Below are 25,150 nucleotides of genomic sequence, written 5' to 3'. Positions count from 1 at the left end.
ATCTCCTCACCAAATAACGGGAAATGAAGGCTGCAAGTGCGATCGCCCTCTCCCCTAACCAATGACTGATGACTAATGATTTTCATTCCTGCCGCGTACCATCAGGCATCACCGCGCCCTTTAAATTCGCCCCCGTCAAATTTGTCTCCAACAGCAAAGCATTCCTCAAATTAGCACCCTGCAAATTAGCACCTTCCAGATTAGCCATCCACAGATTAGCACCCTCCAAATTCGCCCCCGCCAAGTCAGCATTAACGAGAAAAACACCTTTCATAAAAGCACCTGCTAAATTAGCATTTTTTAAGTTACTCCCTCCCAAATAAGCATCCTCTAAAAAAGCATTTTCTAAATTACTTTCCTCCAAATTTGCCCCTACCAAATTGCTGCTGATCAGGTAAACACCAGCCAAGTTGGCCTGTTTCAAGTTAGCATTGACCAAATTCGCACTCCACAAATTGGCATTATTCAGGTTGGCATTTTCTAAATTGACGCCTTCGAGAAAAACTGCACTCAAATTAGCCCCAGAGAGATTGCAGCCTCGACATTATCTGGTAACAAGCAATTGTCGGACTTGATGCTTGACTGAGGAACCGTTGGCTGCGAAAATTATTAAACCTGTAGTTACTAAGCCGATCGCACAAAAAGTCGCCATCCCGATCGCACTTACAATCTTTCTTTGTGTCATAGCTCGAAAATCTGCTACTTGTATAAAAATATACGCATAATTTCTAGTGTTGGCGATCGAGTTTTATCCCGATCTTCTCTTCCCTTATGAAAAAAAAATTAAAACTTAAATTCCTGACGATCGCACTTATTGCAAGCTTAGCAATAATCGGTGTCGGGTGCGATCGCCTTTTCAAAAAACCCTTTCAACTCCCCCCATCAGCCAAACAAGAACCCTGGCCCGTACAAACAGGCCTCCGAGTCAACATCCTCCGCGACAACATCCCAACAGTCAACCGCATAGTTTTAGTCCCCGACGAAGCCACATTCTTAGCAGCAATCCAAAAATGGAATCTCAAAGGAAACTGGCCCATTCTCATCGAAGACAAAAAATACACGCCGATGTTTTTGCAGCGCTTCCAACCCGAAGAAATCATCCGTTTGCCGAGCATCAAACAGCAACTCCCAAAAGGTCAAAAACTCCAACAATTAATGCTCAACAGCGCAGCAGCAGCCTGGAATGCCACGGATACTAAAACCTTAAAAGCAAAATGGACTGAGCTGGGCTGGGAACCCCCAGGAGTAGTAATCACATCAGAAAACGACCCCGCACGTACAGCAGCAGTTGCCTTAGCAGCAGCCCGCGGCCAACCCTTAGTATTTCTCGAAGGTAACTTCAGAAAACCCAACGATAACCTCAATGATGCACAGTGGAAAAATCTGCAAACAGCAGTTACCAAAGCCGTCGAATCCACCGGATATTTTTACTCTCAACTCGGAGACGCGATCGACACAATCACCATTGTACGACAACTAGCAGTAAAATATCAATCCCCCAAAAACAAAGACGAACAATGGGCTGTTACCGACGGTTTGGGAAGGCATCCCAACGGCGAACGGTGGGCCGCCGCCGGCTGGATTTACGGATCAGAAGTGCGATCGATCTATCAAGCCATGTGTGCCATATTTCTCGACAGCCAAACAGCCATGCTTTATGACAGCTACCCAAAAGAAGGAAATTGGGGAAAATACGAAATGGAGTCAGCAGCTAGCGAACTAAAAAGCATAGGCTTGAATGTCGAATTAGTGCAGCAACCAGAAGCTAGCCTGCAAAAGTGGCGTAATTTAGCATCAAAACCGTGGACATTTGACTTAATATTGATGAATTCTAAAGGCTATCCAAAATCATTTCAAGTCGGTAACGGCGATGCTGTAGTTGACGACATACCAAAACTGCAATTTCCCGCAGCAATCCACATGATTCACAGTTGGTCAGCATCCGCTCCAGATGATGCAAATACCGTTGCCGGCAGGTGGTTGCAAAATGGCGCTTACGCATATGTTGGTAGCGTCAACGAACCTCTTTTATCTGCATTTATCCCACCTAAAATAATGGTCGATCGCCTAAAACGAGGCGCACCCTTTTTAATGGCAGCCCGCCAGCTAGAATCGCCTCCTTGGAAAGTCGCCACCATCGGCGATCCGCTAATGTCGATCGCCAAACCCAGACCCAGAATCCCGGCCGCACAACAACCAATCAAGTGATTTTAGATTTTAGATTCTAATGCAAAAAACATCTTGCAAAAATCCAAAATATCTGGAATTGCATCTGCGTTAATCCCCGTTAATCCGCTAATATCTGCGGTTTTCCGTGTGAATTCAAAAACCGTATCGTGGAATAAATATAAAAGTCTTCAATTTTTCAATATAGTGAGCATATAATAATATCGAATCTACTGAGTTTCTTAATTTGTCATTTAAGCCCCTCATCTGTTCCAAACAATCAGCCATAAAATACATCTTAATTAACATCATTCCCCCAAAAAACATAACTATATGCTCGCGCTCTCAAACACCCGATTCATCATTCATTCCCAATTCTTCAATTCTTCAATCTAAAATCCAAAATCTAAAATCGCATAGCTTGTCAATTCCCCTAAAATCACTCAAAATGAGAATAAGAAATAAACTGTAATATTTATCTAACTTCTCAAAGAAGAATTAACCGTTCAATGACAGCCACCCCTCCTGTGGATCTGCCGCCACCTGATCCAACCGCAGAAACTCCCGAAGCCTCCCGCCTCAGCCCGCTGTTCAACCGTCTGCACCTTAGCCCGGAAACCCTCCTGCTCATCCTCTCCCTAGTCATAGGGGGAGTTACGGGCGCAGGCGTCGTCACCTTTCACTACCTGATCCACTTCATCCACAGCCTGATGCTGGAAGACTTCATGGGCGCGATCGCCTCGAAAGGCCCTTGGACGCTAGCCTGCATTCCCACCCTGGGCGGAGTCATCATCGGGCTGATGCGCTGGCGGTTTCGGGATTTTGGCCCGAATATGTCATCGTTAATTGCAGCCACCCGCGGCCTGCAAGAACTCTCCCCCCTCAAACCCATCACCAAAATGGTGGCCGCCTCAGTATCCCTCGGCACCGGCGCATCCCTCGGCCCGGAAGCCCCCAGCGTCGAAATCGGCGCCAACTTCGGAATGCTGCTGGCTCAAGTCTTGCAGCTCTCCCCAGAACGGCAGCGCTTGCTCCTCGGCGCGGGAGCTGCAGCAGGTTTATCCGCCGGGTTTAACTCTCCCATCGCCGGAGTGTTTTTTGCCCTAGAAGTCGTGCTCGGCAGCACCTTCGCCACTTCCTCAGTCAGCGTTGTCTTGCTCTCTGCCGTAGTTTCGGCGCTGATCGCTCAAATTTGTTTGGGAGCTCAGCCGGCCTTTGCTTTGCCTGTCTACGATGTCCGTAGCCCGCTAGAACTGCCTCTGTACATGGGATTGGGACTTTTGGCGAGCTGTGTGTCCCTAGCTTATACAGAAGCAATTCAATTGACCGATCGCTGTTTTCAAGGAAAAATCCGAGGATTTGGTTGGCTCGGACGACTGCCCCGCCCGTTTCATCCGATCCTCGGCGGCGCGATTGTCGGTTTAGTCGCTTTGCAGTTTCCTCAAGTTTTGGGCGTAGGCTACGAAACAGTTGAGGCCATGCTGCAAGATGTGAAATTTTCCTTGCCTTTGCTGTTGTTGCTGCTATTGGTCAAACTGGCGGTGACAGCAATCAGCCTCGGTAGCGGTTTGGTGGGGGGGATATTCGCTCCGGCGATGTTTTTGGGAGCTTGTCTGGGTTCGGCTTACGGCATCTTTTTGGAAATGATCCCGGCATTGAGCGATCAAGTTGCAGGCCCTGCTGCCTACGCAATGGTGGGAATGGCCGCCATCCTCGCCGGCAGCGCCAAAGCACCGCTGACAGCCATTTTGTTGATGTTTGAATTAACCCGCGATTACAGGATTGTGTTGCCTTTGATGGCTGCAGTCGGATTGAGCGTTTGGCTGGTGGAGTTTGTCAACCGCCGATCGACCACTCACAGCCTTAACCTGCACCAAATGGGCGTAGATGTCGCTGTCAATTCCCCGATCGCAGCCAGAGAGCAGTTGCAGGATTGGGAAGATGCTCTGGGCGATCGGATCGTCACAGAGTTGATTTCTTGCCCGCTCCCCATTGACGGCGAACACAGTATTGATCGACCAGAACCCACCGACGCCCCAGTGCTAGCCCTCGCTAATTCACATTCTTCCGAAAAAGTCAACCCCAATAAAGAATAAAAAACAGCGTGACAGCAGAAACAGACGAAGAACGGGAGAATTGAGAATTCTTCCCTCTGCGTTCTCTGCGCCCTCTGTGGTTAATTCCTGTTCCTTCAGATTTCAGCTAAAATAACCAAATATTATTAACAATAGGCAGAGAGGGGCTTCGGTGGCAGGAAACGAGGCAACTGCAAAAAACAAAAGTCAAAAAATACCCGGAAAAACCCCCTTGGGTTCCACTCATTACAGCTTGTTAGGGCTGCATCCTTCAGCCTCAGTAATCGAAATTCGGCGATCGTACCGGGAACTGAGCAAACTCTACCATCCCGATACCACCGAGCTGCCGCCCTCCGTCGCCACCGCCAAATTTCAGCAACTCAACAATGCCTACGCCACCCTCAGCAACCCAGAACGTCGCCTCGCCTACGACCTCAAAATAGGCTATTCTCGCCTGAACGTGATTGGGCCGCCCCCAGGCTTCGAGACTCCGGTTTCCGGCTCCGGCAAAAAAACTTCCAACTCCGCTTACCTAGATCCCACGGATCGACCTCTTTCTCCAGGAGAAATGTTCGCCCTGTTGATCATGGGAGCTACCTTAATCGGATGTTTGGTACTGGCGATCACGATCGGCTTAATTCGCGGCAATTAAAGCCTCAAACCCCAAATCTCCAATCTAAAGTCGGAAATCCTCAATCGAAAATCCCCAATCTCAAATCTAAAATCTCAAATCTAAAATCCCATGACTCTTCCTTCCGCTGACACTCCTTTGTACAACCATCCACTCCCGGAAATCGAGCAGTGGCTAAAAAGCCGCGGCTGCCAGCAAGATCGGCGAGAACTCCACTGCTGGCAGATCGAGCAACTTACATGGAAAGCAGAACTCTCCCTCGATCTTGACCAACTCACCATCCGCTACATCGATGCTGGAGCCGACGGCCAAGACATTCAGCGAGCATTCAAATACTCGCTCTCACGTCAGGACATTGAAGCTGCCGTTTTCTCCGGCCCCTAATTTGATTTTAGATTGGCGATTTTAGATTTTAGATTGAGAAATACATTTCAGAATCTACCTACTTGGCAACTGAAAAATTCATCTAAAATCCCAAATCTAAAATCCCAAATCGTTAGACTTTGCCAAATCGGCGGTTACGTTGCTGATAAGTAGACAAAGCGCGGTGAAACTCTGATCGATCAAAATCCGGCCACAGCGTCTCAGTAATGTAAATTTCCGCATAAGCCATTTGCCATAGTAAAAAATTGCTCAACCGCATTTCCCCACTCGTCCGGATCAGCAAATCCGGGTCACAAACATCAGCAGTATACAAATAGCGTTTAAATAAAACCTCATCAATCTCCTCCGGCTGCAACTTGCCCTCTTTCACCTGAGTGGCGATCGCCCGACAAGCCTGTACAATCTCCTGGCGGCCGCCGTAATTCGTCGCCACCCGAAACAGAATCCCACGATTGTGCTGAGTTGCCGTCACAGAACGCTCGATTTCCGCCTGCAAAGACTTCGGCAAAGCCTGCAAATTCCCCATAAATTGAATTTGCACATCCTCGTCCACCATCTCCCGCAATTCTTGCCGCAGCTTCCCCTCAAACAAACTCATCAAAAAATCCACCTCCCCGGCCGGCCGCCCCCAATTCTCCGTCGAAAAAGCATAGGCCGTTAAAGCTGGAATCCCCCAATCTTTGCAGCAGCGCAGCAATTCCTTGAGAGCGCTAGCTCCTCGGCGGTGGCCCGCAATCCGCGGCAACCCCTTATTCTTAGCCCAGCGCCCGTTCCCGTCCATAATCACTGCGATGTGCTTAGGCAGTAGTTCTAGTTGTAGATCCGCAGGCAACTTTTCCAAGCAAATTCCTTGACTCATGGTTTCTCCCGATTACCCGACTAACGGCGCAGTATCCGCTTTAATAGCGTCACTCCCTTCAATCCTATCTGCCGTCCGAAATTGCCGATCGGAATTGGAGCCACAGCTCTTTCTCCCTCGGACGGAAACAGCTTTGCTTCCAGCAATTCCTTAAGTTTGTTGCTAGTCAAAGGTCGATTTAAAATTCCCATCTGCGCCAGAGAAATAGAACCCGTTTCCTCCGACACCACCACGCACACGCAAGCTTGCACCCGTTCCGTAATCCCCATCGCAGCCCGGTGGCGGGTTCCCAACTGCCGCGACGCAGTGCGATCGGACAAAGGCAAAATTACCCCCGCCGACACGATCCGCGAACCTCGAATCAAAACAGCTCCGTCGTGCAGCAAAGTTTGCGGCTGAAAGATTGTCTGCAACAATTCTTTAGAAACTTCAGCATTTAGCTTGAGTCCCGGCACCGAAAAATCTCGATCGTCGATCGGAGAATCTGTTTCTATAATTAGTAAAGCGCCCGTGCGGTTTTGCGAAAGTTCTTTTACTGCGTCCACAATTTCATCTATTACGCTGTCCGGTTCGGGATTTGGTCGGCGATCGCGTCCAAACAATTGCCGAAATTCCCCCCGACCCAATTGTTCCAGAAATCGGCGAAACTCCGATTGCAATATTACCGCCATTGCCACAGCCGAACCAGTCACCAAGCTGTTGAGGGCAACGTGCAACAGCCTCAATCCAGCCCAGTTGCTCACCGCCGCCGCCAGCATCAAAATGATAAATCCCCGTACCATCCACAGCGTTCTGCGCTCGCCAACAATGACGAGCACCAAATACGCAAGGGCAAAAACCAGTCCAATATCGATCCCTTGAATCAATAAGGACTGAACCAGGGCCAAGTCAAAGCCAGATTGTTGATTGTTCATGGTTCATCGAACGCTACCGCCTGTGAACCGCGAACCGTGATGCACTCGAACCCGTGAACCATGAACAGTTGTTATAAGGAATATGCTGAAAATCCCCGTGTTTTTAGACAGGGGAGTGTCAATCCAATCGTGTGACTGAACAAGGCAAAAGTTAAAAGTGAAAAGGCAATCATCACTAAGTAAACATGGATTGTCTTTCTTTTAACTTTTAACTTTTAACTTTTAACTTCTAAGTTTTTACTTTTGAACTCCGAGTCGTTCAGGAAGGCGATCGAGCCTCAGCAAATCCTGGTAAGTTTCCCGCTGTAAAATCGTGTTAACTTCCCCATTTTTCACTAAAACCGCTGCCGGTCGGGGTACTCGGTTGTAGTTAGAAGACATACTGTAATTGTATGCTCCTGTCGCCGTAACGGCGAGAATATCTCCGGCGTGACACTCTGGCAATTTAGCATCTTTAATCAGAACATCGCCTGACTCGCAGTGTTTTCCAGCAATTGTCACTGTTTCCGTTAAGGGATCGCGCATTTTGCCGGCTGCGAGGATTCGATACACTGATTGATAGGTAATAGGACGCGGATTGTCCGACATCCCCCCATCCACAGCTAAATACGTCCGCATTCCCGGAATGACTTTTTGAGAGCCAACGGTATAAGCAGTGACGCAGGCTGTACCGACGAGCGATCGCCCCGGTTCGCAAAGCAATTTCGGTAATGGCAATTGCTGCAGCTCGCAAGCTGCTACCACTGCGGTGCAAATTGTCCGAGCCCAATCGTCAATGCTAGGAGGATCGTCCGTCTCAGTATAGCGAATGCCCAACCCGCCGCCAATATTAATTTCTGTCGCAGGCAAACCATAACTTTGTGCTTTTGTCAAGGCCTGAATTATGACCTCGGCTAAGTCGTCGTGGGGTTGCAGTTCAAAAATCTGAGAGCCGATGTGAGCGTGCACTCCCACACAATATAAGGACGGCTGTTCGCTGATGAACTTAAATACTCGATCGAGCGAATTGGGATCGAAGCCAAATTTACTGTCGATTTGACCAGTCTGAATGTACTCGTGGGTGTGACACTCAATTCCAGGAGTAAACCGCACCATAACTCGTGTCGGCCCGCCTGTTTTACTGGTGACACCCAATTTCCCCAACTCAGAAAGAGTTTCTAAATCCTGCCAATTGTCGGCTACGGTAATGCAGCCGCTTTCGACAGCTAGCTGTAATTCCTCGCGGGATTTGTTGTTACCGTGGAAATAGATTTTGTCAGGGCTAACGCCAGCTTGCAGTGCAGTGTAGATTTCCCCTGCAGATACTACATCTATTCCTAAACCTTCGGAAGCTGCGATCGCGCAAACCGCCAAACAACTCCAAGCTTTAGAAGCATAGAGCACTTGAGTTTCGCCCGGATAGTAACGTGCAAAAGCATCCCGGTACTGGGTGCAAGCCGCCCGCAGCGTTTCTTCGTCTAAAATGTACAGTGGCGAGCCAAATTGCTCCACCAAAGCTGTCACTTCGCAGCCTCCGATTTCCAGCCGGTCTCGGCTGTTAACGCGGGCTGTCAGCGGTAAAAGTTCTTGATTGGGCGATAGACTTGAGAGAGCCTCTTGAGACTCTGACAGGTACTGAAGTCCAGATTCCACCCTGAGAGATTGAGTTGATACCATCGGCGCAATAACTATCCTTGGTGATTATTTATTTTTCAGAAGTCCTTAGCCGGCAGCGAACAGTCGCTGCTGTAGACTAATGTTTTGAGACTGATTAGCAATTACTCGACAATAGCAAAAAAAAACTAATCGCTACTTTATTTTCTAGTGTACAATTTACTGCCGTGCGTTTTCTAGAAATTAAACAGATCGCCGCCGAACACCTCAACAGTGCGGTCGAGCTCGATCGCCTCTGTTTTGGCGGACTTTGGACGATCGAAGGCTACAGACGCGAGTTAGACAGTCCTAACAGCGATTTATTGGGTTTGTGGGCATCGGAAACAGCAGACTGCGCCTCAGAAAAATTGGACAGCGAACTCGATCCTTTTGATATTTTCTCCCCTCAAAACCGGGCGGGCACCGGGGCACCGCCCCTACAGACAACCCAAACGCTCATCGGTTTGGGTTGTCTGTGGGCAATTTTAGAAGAAGCTCATATTACAATTTTGGCGATCGATCCGCGCTTTCAAGGTCAGGGTTTGGGACAAGCTCTGCTTTGGGTTTTGCTAACATCGGCAAACCGCAGACAATTAGAACGGGCAACTTTAGAAGTGCGAGCATCTAATTCGATCGCACTGTCTCTGTACAAAAAATTTGGCTTTAAAGAGGCAGGACGGCGCAAGCGATACTACGCAGATACAGGAGAAGATGCTGTAATTATGTGGCGCAGCGGCATTGAAAAACCCGAATTTCAGAAGTATTTGGGGGTTGAAAAAGTGCAAATTTGCGATCGGCTGCATCAGAAAAACTGGCATTTGGCGATCGATAGTTTTGAGCTTTGAATGTAAAATGATGGCGTCGCAACCGCATTTGAAAGTTAAATTGGAAAGTATCATGTTTGTATGTGAGCAAAAGAGAGGGTTTTGATGTTTCATCTAAAGTATCCAACACAGCAAAGTGAACCGCCGCTTTCTCCCAGGGAAACGCTGCTCACGATTTCTGGCTATTGAGGATATGACAATTCCGATATTTGTTTATTGTTGAGCGCAGAATCGTAAAGCCTAACTTCATCAATAAAGCCTTGAAAGGCATTCCCGGAAGGATGATTTCCAATTGTAATCGGACGTTCTGAAGCTTGAAGCGTACCGCTAGTTGCTACTGAGTTTGCCAGTTGACCGTTGATGTAAATCAAAAGATTTTGACCGTTAAAAACACCGACGACATGAGTCCAAACACCTGTGGTAGCTGCTGCTGAAACCTTGACTGGAGTTCCCCACGTTCCACCAGGAAACGCTACTGTAAAAACGAACTTCCCATCTTCAATCAACAGCATATACGAGTCCTTTGCATACCACTTGTTTACAATAGTTTGTAATCCAGAAATTCGTAAAGGTTTGACCCAAGCTACAACGGTCATCTGATTTGTAAAGTTGAACCTAGATTGAGAGGGAATTTCAATCAAGTCATCAACACCATCAAAGTATCCTGAATATCCAAAACGTCCGTTTGCACAGGTAACGCCCCGAATGCTCGTTCCCTGTACTAAATTATCTAATTCATCGGGAAGCAGCGGTTTCCCCACACCTTGACATAAGTCGAAATTCCAGTAGGCCACTAGAGAAGATTTTACCTGATTAATACCCGTCAGTTTGGTATCCTCAGTAACCTGTTTAGGACTGGCAATTATTTCAGCTTTTTGACTGCTGAAACCGATCAAATTCGTGCCAATGACAGCGAAAACACCAAGGGTAGCTAACCCTACTACACGAACAGCTATCATGGGTTTCATGGCACGACCTAGAGTTTCTAACCAAGTGGCATTACCGACAACATCAATCGGCCTCAGTGCTGCCAAAGCAACAGCCGCATCGGCATAGCGATTTTTCAGATTTGGTTCCACCATTTTGGTCAGCCACTCAACAAAGCGCGGCTTCAGTTTGGGAACTAATTTCTTGAACTCAAACCGATAGTTGTCATCAATTAACTTGCCAACATCAACAGAACGACTACCAGTCAATAAACAAATCAGCGTTGCCCCTAAACTATATAAATCTGACGCTTCCGTCAAAGAACGACCAAACTGTTCTTCTGGCGGCATAAAACCCACCGTTCCCGCTGCGACGCTGCTAAGCGCCATTTCCCCACCCCGAATACGGGCAAAACCAAAATCAATTAGATAGGCATTTAATTGCTTGTCCACCAAAATATTCTCTGGTTTAATATCTCGATGAATAACCGGAGGAGTCCGCTTTTGCAAGTAAACCAAAATTTCTAATACCGACACAGAAATTTGCTGAATTTCTTCAGGAGTAAAGCTGCGTCGTTCCGCTAAAGATGGCGCATTTTTATATTCCTGCACCAGACAAAAGCCCGATGAAGTTTCAAACGAATTCAGATAGCGGGGAATCCGGGGATGATTTAATTGTTGCAGCAGTTCAATTTCCCGTTGATAAGCTTTATAACCCGACCAGTCAGCACCCGCTATAGCAAAACGGAATTCTTTAGTTACTACCTGTCTCTCCTTGTTAAGGTCAGTTGCCAGGTAGATAATGCGCCCTGCTTCCCGGTTGCGTCCTAATTCTCGGATAATTTGATACCCGTGGCTGGTAAAGTCTGGATGGTTGCTCATAAGTTTAGTGGCTTCTGGGCAAAGGCTTGACTCAAATTGAGCTGGGTGTTTGGGAGTTCAACGAAGGAGCGATCGCTTTCTACGAAAAACTCGGCTACGAAACAGCCTACCGAAAAAATGTAGAAGTCACTGAAGAGAAGGTCTCGATCGCGCCCATCGAACCAATAACTTTTATTAAAAAACAGCCGTACTCTTCGGTAACTACCACTTTTGCAGCTACATGATAGCCCAAAAGATTGTGCTAGAATCCATCAATACGCAGTCGTAGGTTGGGCACAGACCGAGAAGAGCAATCTTCTTGCAGTCTAGGGGAGGTTGTAGGTCAGCCACCATTTGGGTCTTCCCAGTTGAAAGCCACCCTGCAACATGAGCCTGGAATCTGCAACCGCAGCCGAGTGCGGCAGAGCGGTGGGAGTGTCGCGCTAGAATTAGCATCACGAGTTAAAACTCGAACAAAAACGCTCGTCGTGCGAGCGTGACCTCAAAACGGGCACATAGCAGGTGGGAATAAACCATGTTTGAACGCTTCACAGAAAAAGCAATAAAAGTAATCATGTTGGCCCAGGAAGAAGCTCGCCGCCTGGGTCACAACTTCGTAGGGACAGAACAGATCCTCCTGGGTCTGATCGGAGAAGGAACCGGAGTGGCGGCGAAAGTCCTCAAATCAATGGGGGTTAACCTCAAAGATGCTCGGATTGAGGTCGAAAAAATCATCGGGCGCGGTTCGGGCTTCGTAGCAGTCGAAATTCCGTTCACCCCTCGCGCCAAGCGGGTTCTAGAACTGTCCCTCGAAGAAGCCCGCCAACTCGGACACAACTATATAGGCACCGAACACCTGCTGCTGGGCCTGATTCGCGAAGGTGAAGGAGTGGCGGCCAGAGTCCTGGAAAATCTGGGAGTAGACTTGTCTAAAGTCCGCACCCAAGTGATTCGGATGCTGGGAGAAACCGCAGAAGTCGCAGCCACTGGCGGCGGCGCTCGCACCAAAACCCCAACCCTCGACGAATTTGGAGCCAACCTGACTCAAATGGCGGTCGATGGTAAGCTTGACCCCGTAGTCGGTCGGCAAAAAGAAATCGAACGGGTAATTCAAATCCTCGGTCGCCGTACCAAAAATAACCCGGTACTGATCGGCGAACCCGGAGTCGGTAAAACTGCGATCGCCGAAGGTCTGGCCCAGCGCATCGCTAACAACGACATCCCAGACATCCTCGAAGACAAGCGCGTCGTCACCCTCGATATCGGCCTCCTCGTCGCTGGTACGAAATACCGGGGCGAATTTGAAGAGCGCCTGAAAAAAATCATGGACGAAATCCGCACGGCGGGTAACGTGATTTTGGTGATTGACGAAGTGCACACTTTGATCGGTGCAGGTGCGGCTGAAGGTGCGATCGACGCAGCGAACATCCTCAAGCCGGCTTTGGCCAGAGGCGAGCTCCAGTGTATCGGCGCTACTACCCTCGACGAGTACCGCAAGCACATCGAGCGCGACGCAGCCCTAGAACGGCGCTTCCAGCCCGTCATGGTCGGCGAACCGACTGTAGACGAGACGATCGAGATTCTCTTCGGTCTGCGGGAACGCTACGAACAGCACCACAAGCTGAAAATCTTGGACACGGCCCTGGAAGCCGCAGCCAAACTCTCTCACCGATACATCTCCGATCGCTTCCTACCAGACAAAGCAATTGACTTGGTAGACGAAGCAGGTTCGAGAGTCCGCCTGATCAACTCTCAACTTCCCCCCGCAGCCAAAGAACTTGATAAGGAACTCCGCAAAGTCCTGAAAGATAAAGACGAAGCGGTGCGTTCTCAAGACTTTGACAAAGCGGGCGAATTGCGCGATCGAGAAATGACCATCAAAGCCGAAATTCGCGCTATTTCCCAAGCCAAAAAAACCGACTCGGCGGCCCGTGGCGACACCGACCCATCGCCAGTAGTTACCGAAGAAGACATCGCTCAAATCGTGGCAAGCTGGACGGGCGTGCCGGTCAACAAACTAACTGAATCTGAGTCCGAAAAACTGCTGCACATGGAAGATACCTTGCACCAGCGTTTGATCGGCCAAGAAGAAGCAGTGAAAGCCGTTTCCCGCGCCATTCGTCGCGCTCGCGTTGGGTTGAAAAATCCCAATCGCCCGATCGCCAGTTTCATCTTCTCCGGGCCCACAGGCGTCGGCAAAACCGAATTGACCAAAGCCCTAGCCGGTTACTTCTTCGGTTCCGAAGACGCGATGATTCGGCTGGATATGTCCGAATACATGGAACGTCATACCGTCTCCAAACTTATCGGTTCGCCGCCAGGGTACGTCGGTTACAACGAAGGCGGACAACTCACAGAAGCAGTCCGCCGCCGTCCTTACACCGTCGTATTGTTCGACGAAATCGAAAAAGCCCACCCCGATGTCTTCAATATGCTTTTGCAAATATTGGAAGACGGCCGCTTAACAGATGCCAAAGGTCGCACCGTAGATTTCAAAAATACGCTGCTGATTATGACTTCCAACATCGGTTCTAAGGTGATTGAAAAAGGTGGCGGTGGCCTCGGCTTCGAGTTCAGCGACAACCAAGCCGATGCTACTTACAACCGCATTCGCTCTTTGGTTAACGAAGAACTCAAGAACTACTTCCGCCCAGAATTCCTCAACCGACTTGACGAAATTATCGTCTTCCGTCAGTTGAACAAGGAAGAAGTCAAGGAAATTGCCGTCATCATGCTCAAAGAAGTGTTCGGCCGCTTGACAGAACAGGGAATCACGATGGAAGTGACCGAGAAATTCAAAGAAAGGCTGGTAGAAGAAGGCTACAACCCCAGCTACGGAGCTCGACCCCTGCGCCGCGCTATCATGCGGTTGTTGGAAGACAGTTTGGCTGAGGAAATCCTTTCTGGCCGCATCAAAGATGGCGATACCGCTGTTGTGGATGTGGATGAAGCCGGAATTGTTAAGGTGCTGCAAGGTCAAAAGCGGGAATTGCTGCCCCAAGGTGCTGAGTAAGGTTGAGTGGCGTGCGATCGCATCGCGAGTAAAATTGTGAAATAACTAATCTCGCGATCGCAAATCACTCGAAATCCTCACATAAAAAAGGTAGAGAATTTAAATTCTCTGCCTTTTTTATGAGTTAATATCAAGAGTAGACTTATTGCATAAATTTTTGATTGATAGGGAAACCGCAGATAAACGCAGATAAACGCAGATAATTTCAAGACTGTTTGCGAATGCCTGCACTTCAAGTCTAGTAATTAACAGCGACATACTTCAATGGTAAGCTGTACTGCATTTAAATTGTGTATTTTGGGCGGGTTCGCTTGTCCAGCCAGCTCATGGTTTGATTATTTCTTGAGATGCAATTTAAATGCTGATGAGCTTAATCAGATAATTAGTGGCAACTATATAGCGAGGACTTTCATGACATCTGAAAAAAATAAGTTGGGTACAGAAGTAGCAGAAAATCCGCCTGAAACCTGGTGGCATAAAGCGTGGAAGTCACAGCGAGAAAATCTTCAGATAGTGATTATTGCTTTGACTTTAGCAATAGTGATTCGAGCGTTAATCGCGGAACCGCGCTACATACCGTCAGATTCTATGCTACCAACTTTGCACGTGGGCGATCGCGTCGTAGTCGAAAAAATCTCCTACTACCTCGAACCTCCCAAAACTGGCGACATCGTAGTATTTGCCCCTCCCGAAAAGTTGCAAGAACAAGGCTTTACCCAAGACCAAGCATTCATCAAGCGGGTAATTGGCTTACCCGGTCAAACCGTCGCCGTTAAAAAAGGTTTAGTTTATCTCAACGACAAACCCCTGGTCGAAAAATATATTGCCGAACCTCCTAAATACCAGTGGGGACCTTATCGCGTCCCAGAAAATGAATACTTTGTGATGGGAGACAACCGCAACAACAGCAACGACTCCAGCAGGTGGGGATTTTTACCTAAGCAGAACATCATCGGCCGCGCTGTAGTGCGGTTTTGGCCTCTAGAACGCATCGGGCAAGTTTGAAGTCTGTTGACTGTTGACTGTTGACTGTTGACTGTTGACATCGCAAGCCCAATGCCCAATGCCCAATGCTCCATGCCCATGCCTTATGCTGTACGGAAATTTCTACTTATTCTTGCGCCTTAAGGGGTAGGGACTTCCTCCGGCAACTGATAAAATGGTAGAAAAAGCAGCGGGCATTTCTCGCCTCGATCAAAATTAGTAGAATATTAAAAAATTAGGAAAGCTATGGGATTTTTTGATTCAGAAATTGTTCAGCAAGAAGCCAAGCTGTTGTTTGAAGACTATCAATCTCTCATCAAACTAGGTGGCAATTACGGCAAATTCGATCGCGAAGGCAAGAAAATGTTCATCGCTCAGATGGAATCAATGATGGAGCGCTACCGTATTTTTATGAAGCGCTTTGAGCTTTCTGAGGACTTCATGGCTCAGATGACTGTAGAGCAGTTAAAAACACAGCTCAATCAATTTGGTATCACGCCCCAGCAGATGTTTGAGCAAATGAACTCAACGCTGGAGCGGATGAAATCTGAGCTGGAAAAACAATCATAAGTTGACAGTTGACAGTTGACAGTTGACAGTTGACAGTTGACAGTTGACAGTTGACAGTTGACAGTTGACGGTTGACAGTTGACAGTTGACAGTTGACAGTTGGTAATTACCCATTACTTCTTTTCTCCTTGCTTATTCCTTCGCTCAACAGTTAACTGTTAATTGTTAATTGTTAACTTTTAATTCTTCCTTATTCCTTCGCTAAACAATCAACAGTCAACTTTTAACTCTTCCTTCGCTCAACTGTCAACTGTCAACTGTCAACTGTCAACTGATAATTAAGGCCGCTCAAAAGATGAAGCAGGTTTGAAATTTTCTGCGGGAACTCCCTGCAAAGCTTGGCTCATAAAATCACGCCAAACAGGGGCGACAATAGTACCGCCAGTAGCACCGTAGCTCATCGGTCTATAATTGTCATTGCCCATCCAAACAGCCACCGACAACTGTGGCACGTAACCCACAAACCAGATATCCCGTTCTGAGGAAGTTGTACCAGTTTTCCCAGCAGCCGGTCGCCCAAGTTGAGCAGCCCTTGCCGTTCCGCTGTTAATTACCCCTTGCAGGGCGCTGTTGACAGATGCGGCCGCCCAGGAATTGAGAACTAATTTGGGTTTGGGGGTATTGTCGAGCAAGACGTTGCCGCTGCTGTCAGTGACTTGCACGATAAATGTGGTGTCAGAATGCCAGCCGTTGTTCGCGAAGGTAGCAAAAGCTCCGGCCATTTCTAAAGGAGTCAGGTCAACGGCACCCAACGGCAAAGAAATCACGGGTTCCATCGGACTTCTGATGCCGAGTACGCGGCAAATCTCAATCACTTTATTCAATCCGACTTCTTGGCCAAGCTTGACGGCGGGAATGTTCAGAGATACTTCCAAAGCTCTGCGGATGCTGACGGCACCGGAGAAGCCGCCGCCGTAGTTTTGAGGGTAGTAGTAGCCGTCGCCGTCGCGGTAGCCGACAGGGGAGTCGTAGACAACTGAATCCGGGGTGTATTTGCCGCTAGCAAAGGCAGCGTAGTAGATAAAAGGCTTAAAAGAAGATCCGGGCTGGCGGCGTGCTTGAATGGCGCGGTTGAACTGGCTCTTTTCGTAATCGACGCCGCCCACCATTGCTTTGACGAAGTGGGTGCGGGGATCGACGGCGGCTAGGGCAATTTGACCTTCGTCGCGATCGTAAAACAGGCCTTGGTAGTAAAGCCGATTGTGCCACGCTTTGACTGTTTCTTCGGCTATGCGCTGCATTTTGAGGTCGATCGTGGTTTGAACGCGCATTCCTCCCTTAACCACGGCATCTCGCCCGAAACGCCTTGTCAGTTCCTGGACTACGGCTTGCGTGACGTAAGGAACTTGAGAGCCGCCAAAGGAGGTAATTTTGCCGAGCTTAATTTTTTGCGATCGGGCGGTATCCGCTTCCGCCACCGTAATCCATTTGAGATCTTTCATCCGGTTTAAAACGATTTCCTGCCGCTCTTTTGCCAACTTGTAATTGACAAAAGGACTGTATTCTTCGGGGGCGGAAATTAAGCCGGCGAGCATCGCTGCTTCTGAAAGAGTCAAATTATTGGCTGACTTGTTGAAATAGCTTCGAGAGGCTGTCTCTACGCCGTACAAGTTGTGACCTAAGTAGATTTGATTCAGATATAGTTGCAGAATTTGGTCTTTGTTGAGTATTTGCTCTAAGCGGATAGACATTACCGCTTCAGCTACTTTGCGACTAAATTTTGACTGCGGAGAAAGAAACAGGTTCTTGACTAGCTGCATAGTCATAGTCGAGCCGCCTTCAACGGTTCTACCTTTCTCTAGGTTGACTATGAGGGCTCGGGCTATCCCGCCGGGGTTGATGCCTTTGTGAGTAAAGAAGTTGCTATCTTCGATCGCCAGAACAGCTCGTTTCAGATTCGGGGATATTTGCTCAAGGGGTACGACATCCCGGTTGGCTTCGTCGTGGATGCTGGCTAGGGGCTTGCCGTTGATGTCATAAATGTGGGTAGTTTCTGTAGGAGAGTAGGTTTGCAAGATCCGAACATCTGGCAAATTGCGGAAGCTGATCGCTAAGCCAACCAGTCCACCAGCGACTACGGAACTGGCAAGCATTGTCATGCTGAGTATAGTTCCGGCGGTCACTTTGCTGACTGACTGAACAAACTCGAATACAGGGGCTGAGTTTTCCGTATGTTTGCGGACTGCGTTAGTTGACACGTGGATTTCACTTCCTCACTCGATTTTGGGGTTAAGACTTGTAATTTTAGATGCGAACTCTGGAGGCTGTCAGTCGATTTTAGATTTTAGATACTTCGGCTTCGCTTATTACCAGTTTTAGATTTTAGATTTACTTGCGGCAGATGAATTTGGGAGTTTGAACTCTTTGTCTAAAATTTGGGGCTCGCCGCGACTGTTGTCGGGGGCACGGTAGGTGTTTTTGGGCGGGGTTAGCCAAGAAAAGCAGGGTCGCTTTGGGATTATGGTAGCTTGTTAAGTGTGTTTGTATGCGTGAATCAGTGAGTTTAACTGATTCCGCTGCAAGGCCGGCAAAATATTATGGTTTCCGATCGCTCCCCTATGATAACTCCTAACCTTTCAGCGCTTTACCGCGGCATCAGCGAGATTTTTCCCGATCGACCTGATTCTAGCAACCCTGACGAAAATCTGGCCGAATTGCTGACAAAAGTCGATCGCCCGTTGCGAGTCAAACTCGGAATTGACCCCACAGGGAGCGAAATTCACCTGGGACACAGCATTTGCGTCCGCAAGCTGAGAGCTTTTCAGGACGCAGGACACACGGCGGTACTGCTCATCGGAGATTTTACCGCAAGAATTGGCGATCCGACAGGGAAATCTGAAGTTCGATCGCAGTTGACAGAGGAACAAGTGGCGGAAAATGCCAAGACTTATTTAGATCAAGTGCGTCGGATTCTCGATTTTGACACACCCGGACGCTTGGAAATTCGCTATAACTCCGAGTGGTTGTCCAAATTGGACTTGGCGAAGGTTTTGGAGCTGCTGAAGACCATGACGGTGCAGCAGATGCTCGCTAAAGAGGGATTTGACAACAGGATACAGCAGGAAAATGCGATTTACCTGCACGAGTTTCTGTATCCAGTAATGCAGGGTTACGATTCCGTGGCCTTGGAGGCGGATGTGGAGTTGGGGGGAACTGACCAAAAATTTAATATTGCTGTGGGGAGAGATTTGCAGCGGCATTTTGGGATGAAACCGCAGTTTGGTTTGCTGATGCCGATTTTGCTGGGGACTGACGGGGTGCAGAAGATGTCGAAGTCTTTGAATAATTATGTCGGTTTGTCTGAAGACCCGCTGACGATGTATTCTAAGTTGGAGAAAATTGCCGATAGTTCGATCGCCCAGTATTTTGAACTATTGACAGATTTGCCGTTTGATGAATTGCCAGAAAATCCGCGCGAAAAACAGAAACTTTTAGCTGTGGATGTGGTAAGTCAGTATTGGGGGAAAGCAGCGGGTGATCGGGCACAACAAGATGCAATGACTCTGATCAAAGGTGCGGCGGGACAGGCTGATGCTGTGGCGGAGTTTTCCTTGGCAAATGTCCAGTTTCCGGCTAAGTTGTTTTATATCCTTAGTGCTAGCGGGCTTTGCAAGAGCAGCGGTGATGCACGGAAGTTGATGCAGGGCGGTGGGGTGAAGTTGGAGGGCGATCGGGCTTCTGATGTTAACCTTACGTTTGAATCACCTGCAGATTTATGCGGTAAAGTTTTGCAGGTTGGGAAGAATAAGTTTGTGCGATTGATGTCTTGAATATCTTTTTTAACCGCTGATGAAGGCTGATGAACGCTGATGAACGCTGATAATCGAATTATTGTTCCTTTGGATGTCCCTAGTCAAGAAGAGGCGATCGCACTTCTGGACAAGTTACCTGATGTATCTTTCTGGAAAGTCGGTTTAGAGCTATTTGTGAGCTCCGGGCCTGGGATTTTGGAAATTTTAAAACAGCGGGAAAAGCGGATTTTTCTCGATTTGAAGTTTCACGACATTCCGAATACTGTGGCTGGTGCTTGTCGGGCTGCGGCTAAGTACAACGTGGATTTATTGACTATCCATTCTACTTGTGGTAAAGATGCTTTGAAAGCGGCACAGTTAGCTTTGGTAGAAGGGGCGGCGGCGGTTGATAAACCGACTCCTAAATTGATTGCAATTACGCTGTTGACGAGTTTGAATTCGCGACAGTTGGCTTTTGAGTTGAAAATACCTTTGGAGTTGCCAGAATATGCTTTGCACATGGCATTGTTGGCTAAGGAAACGGGTTTAGCTGGTGCTGTTTGTTCTCCACAAGAGGTGGAACAGTTAAGAAGGAGTTGCGGGGATGATTTTCTGTTAGTTTGTCCGGGGGTGCGTCCGAAATGGGCTGATGGGGGCGATCAAAAGCGATCGATGACTCCAAAAGCGGCATTTAAAGCAGGTGCTGATTATCTGGTGATAGGGCGTCCGATTACAGCTTCCGACGATCCGGTGGCGGCTTTTGCGCGGATTTGTGAAGAGATTGAATAACAATATGAATGTTTTTTAAACCGCAGGTAAATACAAATGAACACAGATAAAATTTCATCAGCGTTTATCTGTGTTTATCTGCTAATATCTACGGTTGAATATCCGACTATAGCAGTTGATTTTGCGATCGATGATGCTAACAGTCTAAATGGAAATCAGTATAGTTTATTAGCCAGATCGCCCTGTCCCGCTGAGTTAGAAACTTTGGTCGATCGCCTGTTGCAAGATTTGCCGAGTTATGCTAATCGCGTAATTGTGCGATCGGGCTTTGCTCCTAACACTTCTACACCGCCCGGTTACTTGTCCCGTCAAATAATTGTAGCAGGTCGCCCGGAGTTTGAACCGCTACCTTTAAAATTTAAAGATGTACTTCCTGAAAATGCCAGTCAAGTTTTTATTACTACATTAGAACGGCAGTATCGCGGGGGACAGCGAGTGGAGATTCAGCAATATCACTGGCTGTTTTTAACTAAAACGGAGAAGGGCTGGGAATTAGTAAAAATTGTTTCTCGGTTTAGTAGAGTGGCGGATGTTCGTCCGTTGTCGCCGCCAGAAAGTGAGAAAAGCGCAATTGCTGAGGCGATTCGTTTGTGGTTGCGAGATTGTCATGCAAAAGGAGAAGTGTAAATGGCTAAGAAGTTTACGCAGTCATAAGACAACTCGAAAACCGATTATGAAGTTGCGAGTGTCGGGCGAATAGTCGTTACGAAACGCAGCGCGGCAATAGTCGGGATAGTTGAGCCACGCACCCCCGCGCAGCAACCTGGTTCGCCGATCATTTTTAGACTTGATTAATAAATTAATATGATTTTGATAACGATTATTATTAGTATTCTCATCCCAAACCCTACCATCAGTCGGTGCTCCGTGATAGTTCTTATGTGAGGGATCAGCGCACCATTCCCAAACATTGCCGTGCATATCGTACAAACCAAAGGCATTGGGGGGAAAACTGCCTACATCTGTAGTTTGTTCTCGATACTGACTTTTTGGTGAATTACCGTTAGAATAATTGCCGCGATAGTTAACCTGATTAGTAGTAATTGTTTGACCAAAATAGAATCGTGTAGTTGTACCAGCGCGACAAGCATATTCCCATTCTGCCTCACTGGGTAAGCGATAATTACGTCCGGTCTTTTTAGATAACCTAGCACAAAATTCCACAGCATCATACCAAGAAACTTGTTCTACTGGTCGTTTAATATTTGTGAATAAATAATTTTTTTTGAAATAAGAGGGGTCTGGGTTAAGGTCAAATTGAATTCTTGGCAATTTAGCAACTGCTTTCCACTGTGCTTGTGTAATAGCATATTTTCCGCTCAGGAAAGGTTGAATTTTAACCCGATGTTGAGGTTTTTCGTTATATTGGCTTTCTGGTTCAGTTTCCGGCGCACCCATTGTGAAAGTTCCACCGGGAATAGCAATCATTTCCAAATTTACGCCATTACCCAAGTCTTCAGTAAAGGATTTCAACTGAGAAGCCTTTGGTTGAGATTTAGCTGATATTTGAGTTGGTGGTACTGGTGGTAAAGGCTGAAAAGGTTTTGCTTGTGGTGGCGCTGATATTTTAGTAGGTACTACTGGTGAAGGCTGAACAGGTTTTGATTGCGGTGGTGGCGCTGATATCTGAGTAGGTGCTACTGAGACAGGATTAAGAGCTTGCAATACTTCTGCTGCTGATTGATAACGCGCACCCACTGGAAACATTATCATTTTATCTAATACTTTACCCAAATCATTGCTGAGAGAAACTGATTTATTTCTCCATATCCATTCCATCTGCATCGGGTCAAAAAGTTCGTCAACCAAATTTCCATTTTTTTCTACCAGCAAACACCCGGTTAATAACCGAATGCAAGTTACACCAAGACTATACAAGTCACTCGCTGGAAAAACATGACCTTGCATTTGTTCCGGTGCTGCATAACCAGGAGTACCAGTCACAGTTCCCACTCTAGTCAAAACACTACCGCTCAATTCCTTGGCCACTCCAAAGTCAATCAACACTAGAGAACCGTGAGAATTTCTAATGATGTTTTCCGGCTTAATATCTCTGTGAATTACCTTTTGCTTGTGCACAAAATCTAATATCGGTAGCAATTCAGTCAGTAATTGCTTAATCTGTATTTCGCTAAACTTTCCCTGCTGCTGTAATTCTTTTAATAAATCCTCACCGTCAATAAATTCTTGTACTAGATAGAAGCGTTTATCTTGTTCAAAAAATGCCAACAAATCAGGTATTTGAGGATGTTTCCCTAAGTCTCGCAGTCTCACTGCTTCTTGTTTGAATAACTCTGTAGCTTTTTGGATGGCGGCACTCCCTTGTAGTTGCGGGAGAAATTGTTTTATTACACAGATTGTATCGAGTCGGTGTTCGTCTACCGCTTTGAATGTACGGCCGAAACCTCCTTCGGAAATGTATTTTACTGCTCGGTATCTGTCTCCGAGTAGCAGTTTGTTTCCGCATTTTTGGCAGAATTTTGTGATGGGTGGGTTTTGATGCTGGCAGTCGGGATTAAGGCATTGACTCATAAAAATTTTGGGGTTTTAATATTTTAAGATTAACATAATTTACGCATTCAGGAATATTGTCTGTCATTGCGAGGAACGAAGCAATCGCCAAGACTAAGATTGCTTCGTTCCTCGCAATGACAATTTTGTAAGCAATGACAATTCTGTCGCGTGGTGGGGGCGGGTTTATGAGTTTGTTGGTTTATTCAGAGATTTTTGGTGAACCCGCCCCTACAAGTATTAGACCTCTTGCAAAAATCCGAAAATACCCTGAAACCATCTGCGTCAATCGGTGTTTATCTGCCCTTCATCTGCGGTTGCTCTATGACTCGAAGATTTCTGCAAGAGGTCTATTGGGGTTGACTGGAGATGATATTAGGCGTAATTTTTGATTATATTACTGTTTTAAATTCATCCAATTTCGCTTTTACTGCCTGCATATCTTGCCACATAAACCATTTTGGTGTCTCCGGTTCGCGGGAGGGATTTCGTAACAAGTATGATGGGTGGAAAATTGGCATACACAGCCGTCCTTCCCATTCTATCCATTGACCTCTGATTTTACTAATTGGCCGCTTGTCGCTTAACAATCCTTTGAGGGCTGTTGCACCGGTTAATAAAATGATTTTGGGGTCTAAAATGCGAATTTGTTCGAGCAAGTATGGTTTGCAAGCTTCGATTTCTTTGGCTGTGGGAGGGCGGTTTTTGGGTGGGCGACATTTGATGACGTTGGCGATGAATACGTCGGTTTCTGCACTCAATTCTACGGATTCTAAAATCTTATCTAGTAGTTTGCCCGATCGCCCGACGAAGGGTAATCCGGTTTCATCTTCGTTTTGTCCGGGCGCTTCTCCCACAATCAAAATTGAGGCTTGAGGATTGCCGCGCCCGATGACGGCGTGGGTGCGGCTGTTGCCCAATTCGCAGCGGTGACAGCGGTTGCAGTGCTCGCCGATTTGTTCCATATTTTGATATGTGCCGGCGGGAATGGGAATTTTGGCATTTGCTGGGATTGAGTCGTTTTGGAAGGCGGCACTTTGATTGCTGTCAAAAAGACTGAGTTGCAAGTCACTGGACATATATTTTACAATTAGAGAGATTTTTTTTGAGATTATAGTTTATACCAGTTTTCATTTGAGTGAAGTACAGGTATTGGGTAGGGATACGGCAGTGCCGTGTCCCTACTGTATTTCATGGGATTGAAAACTGCTATATAGTTTAGATTAGAGCAGCAAATCTCCAATTGTTTGGTTGAGCTCGTACAGGCAAAAATATGTTCTCTAACCCGTTTTTTGACGATCGCGCCGATGCAGGCGAAAAACTGGCCGAGGCAGTTGTGGACGAGTTCGGCAAGTTGAGTTTAATGACACAGAAGGCGGTGAAACCGATTGTTTACGCCTTGCCGCGCGGGGGTTTGCCCGTTGCTGTGCCGATCGCGCGCCGCTTGGGTTGTGCGTTGGATGTGGTTGTCGCCAAGAAAATTACTCGCCCAGATAATTTGGAATTCGCGATCGGCGCTGCAACTGCTGATGGCCAGGTGATCTGGCAAAAGCAAAAGCAGCACAATTTACGCTTGCAAAAATCAGCACTCCAGCAGGCTGAAAATAGCGCTCAATCTCTGTTAGCGGATTTGGCTTCGGGACGACCAAATGTCAGCGCGGCGGGGGCTTTGGCGATTTTGGTGGACGATGGGATTGCGACGGGGATGACGGTGGCTGTGGCGGCGAAGGCTTTGCTGTCGCAGCAACCGGTGGCTTTGTGGATTTGCGCGCCTGTGGCACCGCTAGATTTGATGGATTTTTTGGCGAAAATAGCCGATAAGTCGATTATTCTGGAGACTCCTCACCCTTTTTACAGTGTCAGTCGCTTTTATGGGCAGTTTCCGCAGGTGGAGACGGCGGAGGCTTTGGCGTGTTTGCTGCAACAAACTGAATGGCGATCGTAGGTTAAGCTAGAAGGCTAAATCTAAAAGCTCGATCGCTAAAACATGAGACCTTGGCAATATTGGTTGGACACTTTGATTCTGTCTACTCAGCACAATCCGCCTCGCTTTGTTGAGTTGGTGATGTTGACTTTGGCGATGATTTTGCTCGGGTTCTGGAGTGTAACATTGCAGTGGCAGTATTTAACCCTGTCTCTGAGTTATATAATTGGTTCGTCTTTTTCAATTTTGGTGCGGGAATACCTCGGCCCGCGGCCTCAATTTCAACTAACTCATCTGACAGCCTTGCTGTTATTAATTATCAGTTTTTATAGTTTTGCTGAACTGATTAGATAGTT

The 25,150-nt window shown here is 47.4% G+C and carries 23 protein-coding genes and 1 pseudogene; 14 read left to right on the top strand and 10 right to left on the bottom strand.

All coding sequences use genetic code 11. The features are described 5' to 3' along the window. Nucleotides 1-82: 82 nt before the first annotated feature. The 3 genes and pseudogenes from QUA58_RS10210 to QUA58_RS10200 form a co-directional block, all read right to left on the bottom strand. Nucleotides 83-208, bottom strand: coding sequence for a pentapeptide repeat-containing protein (locus QUA58_RS10210; protein ID WP_333393968.1), 126 nt, complete (start codon nt 206-208; stop codon nt 83-85). 15 nt (nt 209-223) lie between these two features. Continuing rightward, a pseudogene (locus QUA58_RS10205) lies at nt 224-523 on the bottom strand (pentapeptide repeat-containing protein); the annotation flags it as partial. A gap of 21 nt (nt 524-544) precedes the next feature. Continuing rightward, nucleotides 545-685, bottom strand: a complete 141-nt coding sequence (locus tag QUA58_RS10200) for a hypothetical protein (protein ID WP_333393911.1) — start codon at nt 683-685, stop codon at nt 545-547. A gap of 86 nt (nt 686-771) precedes the next feature. On the opposite strand from QUA58_RS10200, the gene QUA58_RS10195 reads away from it, so the two are divergent. The 4 genes from QUA58_RS10195 to QUA58_RS10180 all read left to right on the top strand — a co-directional run bounded on the left by QUA58_RS10195 (nt 772) and on the right by QUA58_RS10180 (nt 5,256). Then, the gene (locus tag QUA58_RS10195; protein WP_333393909.1) at nt 772-2,208 is read left to right on the top strand and encodes a hypothetical protein; all 1,437 of its coding nucleotides are present in this window, start codon (nt 772-774) and stop codon (nt 2,206-2,208) included. Nucleotides 2,209-2,675: 467 nt separating this feature from the next. Continuing rightward, complete coding sequence (locus QUA58_RS10190) at nt 2,676-4,262, top strand: chloride channel protein (protein ID WP_333393908.1); 1,587 nt, start codon at nt 2,676-2,678, stop codon at nt 4,260-4,262. 151 nt (nt 4,263-4,413) lie between these two features. Then, on the top strand, nt 4,414-4,893 hold the full coding sequence (locus QUA58_RS10185; protein WP_333252921.1) for a J domain-containing protein: 480 nt from the start codon (nt 4,414-4,416) through the stop codon (nt 4,891-4,893). A 90-nt stretch (nt 4,894-4,983) separates the two neighbouring features. Continuing rightward, entirely contained in the window at nt 4,984-5,256 is a 273-nt protein-coding gene (locus tag QUA58_RS10180) for a DUF3143 domain-containing protein (protein WP_333252923.1), read from the top strand. A gap of 112 nt (nt 5,257-5,368) precedes the next feature. Here the strand turns inward: QUA58_RS10180 and QUA58_RS10175 are convergent, their stop codons facing one another. The 3 genes from QUA58_RS10175 to lysA all read right to left on the bottom strand — a co-directional run bounded on the left by QUA58_RS10175 (nt 5,369) and on the right by lysA (nt 8,685). Next, nucleotides 5,369-6,115, bottom strand: a complete 747-nt coding sequence (locus tag QUA58_RS10175) for an isoprenyl transferase (RefSeq protein ID WP_333252924.1) — start codon at nt 6,113-6,115, stop codon at nt 5,369-5,371. Nucleotides 6,116-6,135: 20 nt separating this feature from the next. Continuing rightward, complete coding sequence (gene cdaA, locus QUA58_RS10170; RefSeq protein ID WP_333252925.1) at nt 6,136-7,029, bottom strand: diadenylate cyclase CdaA; 894 nt, start codon at nt 7,027-7,029, stop codon at nt 6,136-6,138. A gap of 237 nt (nt 7,030-7,266) precedes the next feature. After that, a complete protein-coding gene (gene lysA, locus QUA58_RS10165) occupies nt 7,267-8,685 on the bottom strand; it encodes a diaminopimelate decarboxylase (RefSeq protein WP_333393906.1) in 1,419 nt (472 codons plus the stop codon). Between the two features lie 164 nt (nt 8,686-8,849). Between lysA and rimI the strand changes: the two genes are divergently transcribed. Continuing rightward, nucleotides 8,850-9,506, top strand: coding sequence for a ribosomal protein S18-alanine N-acetyltransferase (gene rimI / locus QUA58_RS10160; protein WP_333393905.1), 657 nt, complete (start codon nt 8,850-8,852; stop codon nt 9,504-9,506). A 161-nt stretch (nt 9,507-9,667) separates the two neighbouring features. Here the strand turns inward: rimI and QUA58_RS10155 are convergent, their stop codons facing one another. Then, entirely contained in the window at nt 9,668-11,293 is a 1,626-nt protein-coding gene (locus QUA58_RS10155) for a protein kinase domain-containing protein (RefSeq protein ID WP_333393904.1), read from the bottom strand. A gap of 26 nt (nt 11,294-11,319) precedes the next feature. Here QUA58_RS10155 and QUA58_RS10150 point away from each other — a divergent pair, with 26 nt between their 5' ends. The 4 genes from QUA58_RS10150 (at nt 11,320) to QUA58_RS10135 (ending at nt 15,839) form a co-directional block, all read left to right on the top strand. Next, entirely contained in the window at nt 11,320-11,517 is a 198-nt protein-coding gene (locus tag QUA58_RS10150; RefSeq protein ID WP_333393903.1) for a hypothetical protein, read from the top strand. Between the two features lie 290 nt (nt 11,518-11,807). Then, nucleotides 11,808-14,285 (top strand): ATP-dependent Clp protease ATP-binding subunit, encoded by a 2,478-nt coding sequence (locus QUA58_RS10145; RefSeq protein ID WP_333252941.1) that lies wholly within the window; start codon nt 11,808-11,810, stop codon nt 14,283-14,285. A 411-nt stretch (nt 14,286-14,696) separates the two neighbouring features. Continuing rightward, complete coding sequence (lepB, locus tag QUA58_RS10140) at nt 14,697-15,290, top strand: signal peptidase I (protein WP_333393902.1); 594 nt, start codon at nt 14,697-14,699, stop codon at nt 15,288-15,290. Between the two features lie 225 nt (nt 15,291-15,515). Then, entirely contained in the window at nt 15,516-15,839 is a 324-nt protein-coding gene (locus QUA58_RS10135; protein ID WP_006632589.1) for a DUF1825 family protein, read from the top strand. A gap of 278 nt (nt 15,840-16,117) precedes the next feature. On the opposite strand, the gene QUA58_RS10130 is transcribed toward QUA58_RS10135, so the two are convergent. Then, nucleotides 16,118-18,037 carry a transglycosylase domain-containing protein gene (locus QUA58_RS10130; protein WP_333252945.1) on the bottom strand — a complete coding sequence of 640 codons (1,920 nt, stop codon included), beginning with the start codon at nt 18,035-18,037 and terminating at the stop codon, nt 16,118-16,120. A gap of 360 nt (nt 18,038-18,397) precedes the next feature. On the opposite strand from QUA58_RS10130, the gene tyrS reads away from it, so the two are divergent. From tyrS to QUA58_RS10115, 3 genes are read left to right on the top strand one after another with little or no spacing between them, the layout of a single operon-like run. Further along, nucleotides 18,398-19,609, top strand: coding sequence for a tyrosine--tRNA ligase (tyrS, locus tag QUA58_RS10125; protein ID WP_333393900.1), 1,212 nt, complete (start codon nt 18,398-18,400; stop codon nt 19,607-19,609). Between the two features lie 39 nt (nt 19,610-19,648). Continuing rightward, nucleotides 19,649-20,359 carry an orotidine-5'-phosphate decarboxylase gene (gene pyrF, locus QUA58_RS10120; protein ID WP_333393899.1) on the top strand — a complete coding sequence of 237 codons (711 nt, stop codon included), beginning with the start codon at nt 19,649-19,651 and terminating at the stop codon, nt 20,357-20,359. 36 nt (nt 20,360-20,395) lie between these two features. Further along, on the top strand, nt 20,396-20,986 hold the full coding sequence (locus QUA58_RS10115) for a hypothetical protein (protein ID WP_333393898.1): 591 nt from the start codon (nt 20,396-20,398) through the stop codon (nt 20,984-20,986). 21 nt (nt 20,987-21,007) lie between these two features. Here the strand turns inward: QUA58_RS10115 and QUA58_RS10110 are convergent, their stop codons facing one another. Next, nucleotides 21,008-22,891: an SUMF1/EgtB/PvdO family nonheme iron enzyme gene (locus QUA58_RS10110; protein ID WP_333393897.1), complete on the bottom strand. Its 1,884-nt coding sequence runs from the start codon at nt 22,889-22,891 to the stop codon at nt 21,008-21,010. Between the two features lie 371 nt (nt 22,892-23,262). After that, on the bottom strand, nt 23,263-23,949 hold the full coding sequence (locus tag QUA58_RS10105) for a uracil-DNA glycosylase (protein ID WP_333393896.1): 687 nt from the start codon (nt 23,947-23,949) through the stop codon (nt 23,263-23,265). A gap of 194 nt (nt 23,950-24,143) precedes the next feature. On the opposite strand from QUA58_RS10105, the gene QUA58_RS10100 reads away from it, so the two are divergent. Beyond that, nucleotides 24,144-24,815, top strand: coding sequence for a phosphoribosyltransferase family protein (locus QUA58_RS10100; protein WP_333252960.1), 672 nt, complete (start codon nt 24,144-24,146; stop codon nt 24,813-24,815). Between the two features lie 63 nt (nt 24,816-24,878). Further along, entirely contained in the window at nt 24,879-25,148 is a 270-nt protein-coding gene (locus QUA58_RS10095) for a hypothetical protein (RefSeq protein WP_333393894.1), read from the top strand. Nucleotides 25,149-25,150 lie beyond the last annotated feature (2 nt).

This window comes from Microcoleus sp. N9_A1, from assembly GCF_036701795.1.
In the GTDB taxonomy this organism is placed as follows: Bacteria; Cyanobacteriota; Cyanobacteriia; order Cyanobacteriales; family Microcoleaceae; genus Microcoleus.
Note: the sequence above shows the minus strand (reverse complement) of the source record. Positions and strands in the feature narration are given on the sequence as shown.

What these genes read in the sequence shown, in the direction of transcription:
- lysA (WP_333393906.1), bottom strand. Translation starts at nt 8,685, where the DNA reads ATGGTATCAACTCAATCTCTCAGGGTGGAATCTGGACTTCAGTACCTG.
- QUA58_RS10110 (WP_333393897.1), bottom strand. Translation starts at nt 22,891, where the DNA reads ATGAGTCAATGCCTTAATCCCGACTGCCAGCATCAAAACCCACCCATC.
- QUA58_RS10115 (WP_333393898.1), top strand. Translation starts at nt 20,396, where the DNA reads ATGAACACAGATAAAATTTCATCAGCGTTTATCTGTGTTTATCTGCTA.
- QUA58_RS10175 (WP_333252924.1), bottom strand. Translation starts at nt 6,115, where the DNA reads ATGAGTCAAGGAATTTGCTTGGAAAAGTTGCCTGCGGATCTACAACTA.
- lepB (WP_333393902.1), top strand. Translation starts at nt 14,697, where the DNA reads ATGACATCTGAAAAAAATAAGTTGGGTACAGAAGTAGCAGAAAATCCG.
- QUA58_RS10135 (WP_006632589.1), top strand. Translation starts at nt 15,516, where the DNA reads ATGGGATTTTTTGATTCAGAAATTGTTCAGCAAGAAGCCAAGCTGTTG.
- QUA58_RS10100 (WP_333252960.1), top strand. Translation starts at nt 24,144, where the DNA reads ATGTTCTCTAACCCGTTTTTTGACGATCGCGCCGATGCAGGCGAAAAA.
- QUA58_RS10105 (WP_333393896.1), bottom strand. Translation starts at nt 23,949, where the DNA reads ATGTCCAGTGACTTGCAACTCAGTCTTTTTGACAGCAATCAAAGTGCC.
- QUA58_RS10200 (WP_333393911.1), bottom strand. Translation starts at nt 685, where the DNA reads ATGACACAAAGAAAGATTGTAAGTGCGATCGGGATGGCGACTTTTTGT.
- pyrF (WP_333393899.1), top strand. Translation starts at nt 19,649, where the DNA reads ATGAACGCTGATAATCGAATTATTGTTCCTTTGGATGTCCCTAGTCAA.
- QUA58_RS10180 (WP_333252923.1), top strand. Translation starts at nt 4,984, where the DNA reads ATGACTCTTCCTTCCGCTGACACTCCTTTGTACAACCATCCACTCCCG.
- QUA58_RS10190 (WP_333393908.1), top strand. Translation starts at nt 2,676, where the DNA reads ATGACAGCCACCCCTCCTGTGGATCTGCCGCCACCTGATCCAACCGCA.
- QUA58_RS10210 (WP_333393968.1), bottom strand. Translation starts at nt 208, where the DNA reads ATGGCTAATCTGGAAGGTGCTAATTTGCAGGGTGCTAATTTGAGGAAT.
- cdaA (WP_333252925.1), bottom strand. Translation starts at nt 7,029, where the DNA reads ATGAACAATCAACAATCTGGCTTTGACTTGGCCCTGGTTCAGTCCTTA.
- tyrS (WP_333393900.1), top strand. Translation starts at nt 18,398, where the DNA reads ATGATAACTCCTAACCTTTCAGCGCTTTACCGCGGCATCAGCGAGATT.
- QUA58_RS10155 (WP_333393904.1), bottom strand. Translation starts at nt 11,293, where the DNA reads ATGAGCAACCATCCAGACTTTACCAGCCACGGGTATCAAATTATCCGA.
- QUA58_RS10145 (WP_333252941.1), top strand. Translation starts at nt 11,808, where the DNA reads ATGTTTGAACGCTTCACAGAAAAAGCAATAAAAGTAATCATGTTGGCC.
- QUA58_RS10195 (WP_333393909.1), top strand. Translation starts at nt 772, where the DNA reads ATGAAAAAAAAATTAAAACTTAAATTCCTGACGATCGCACTTATTGCA.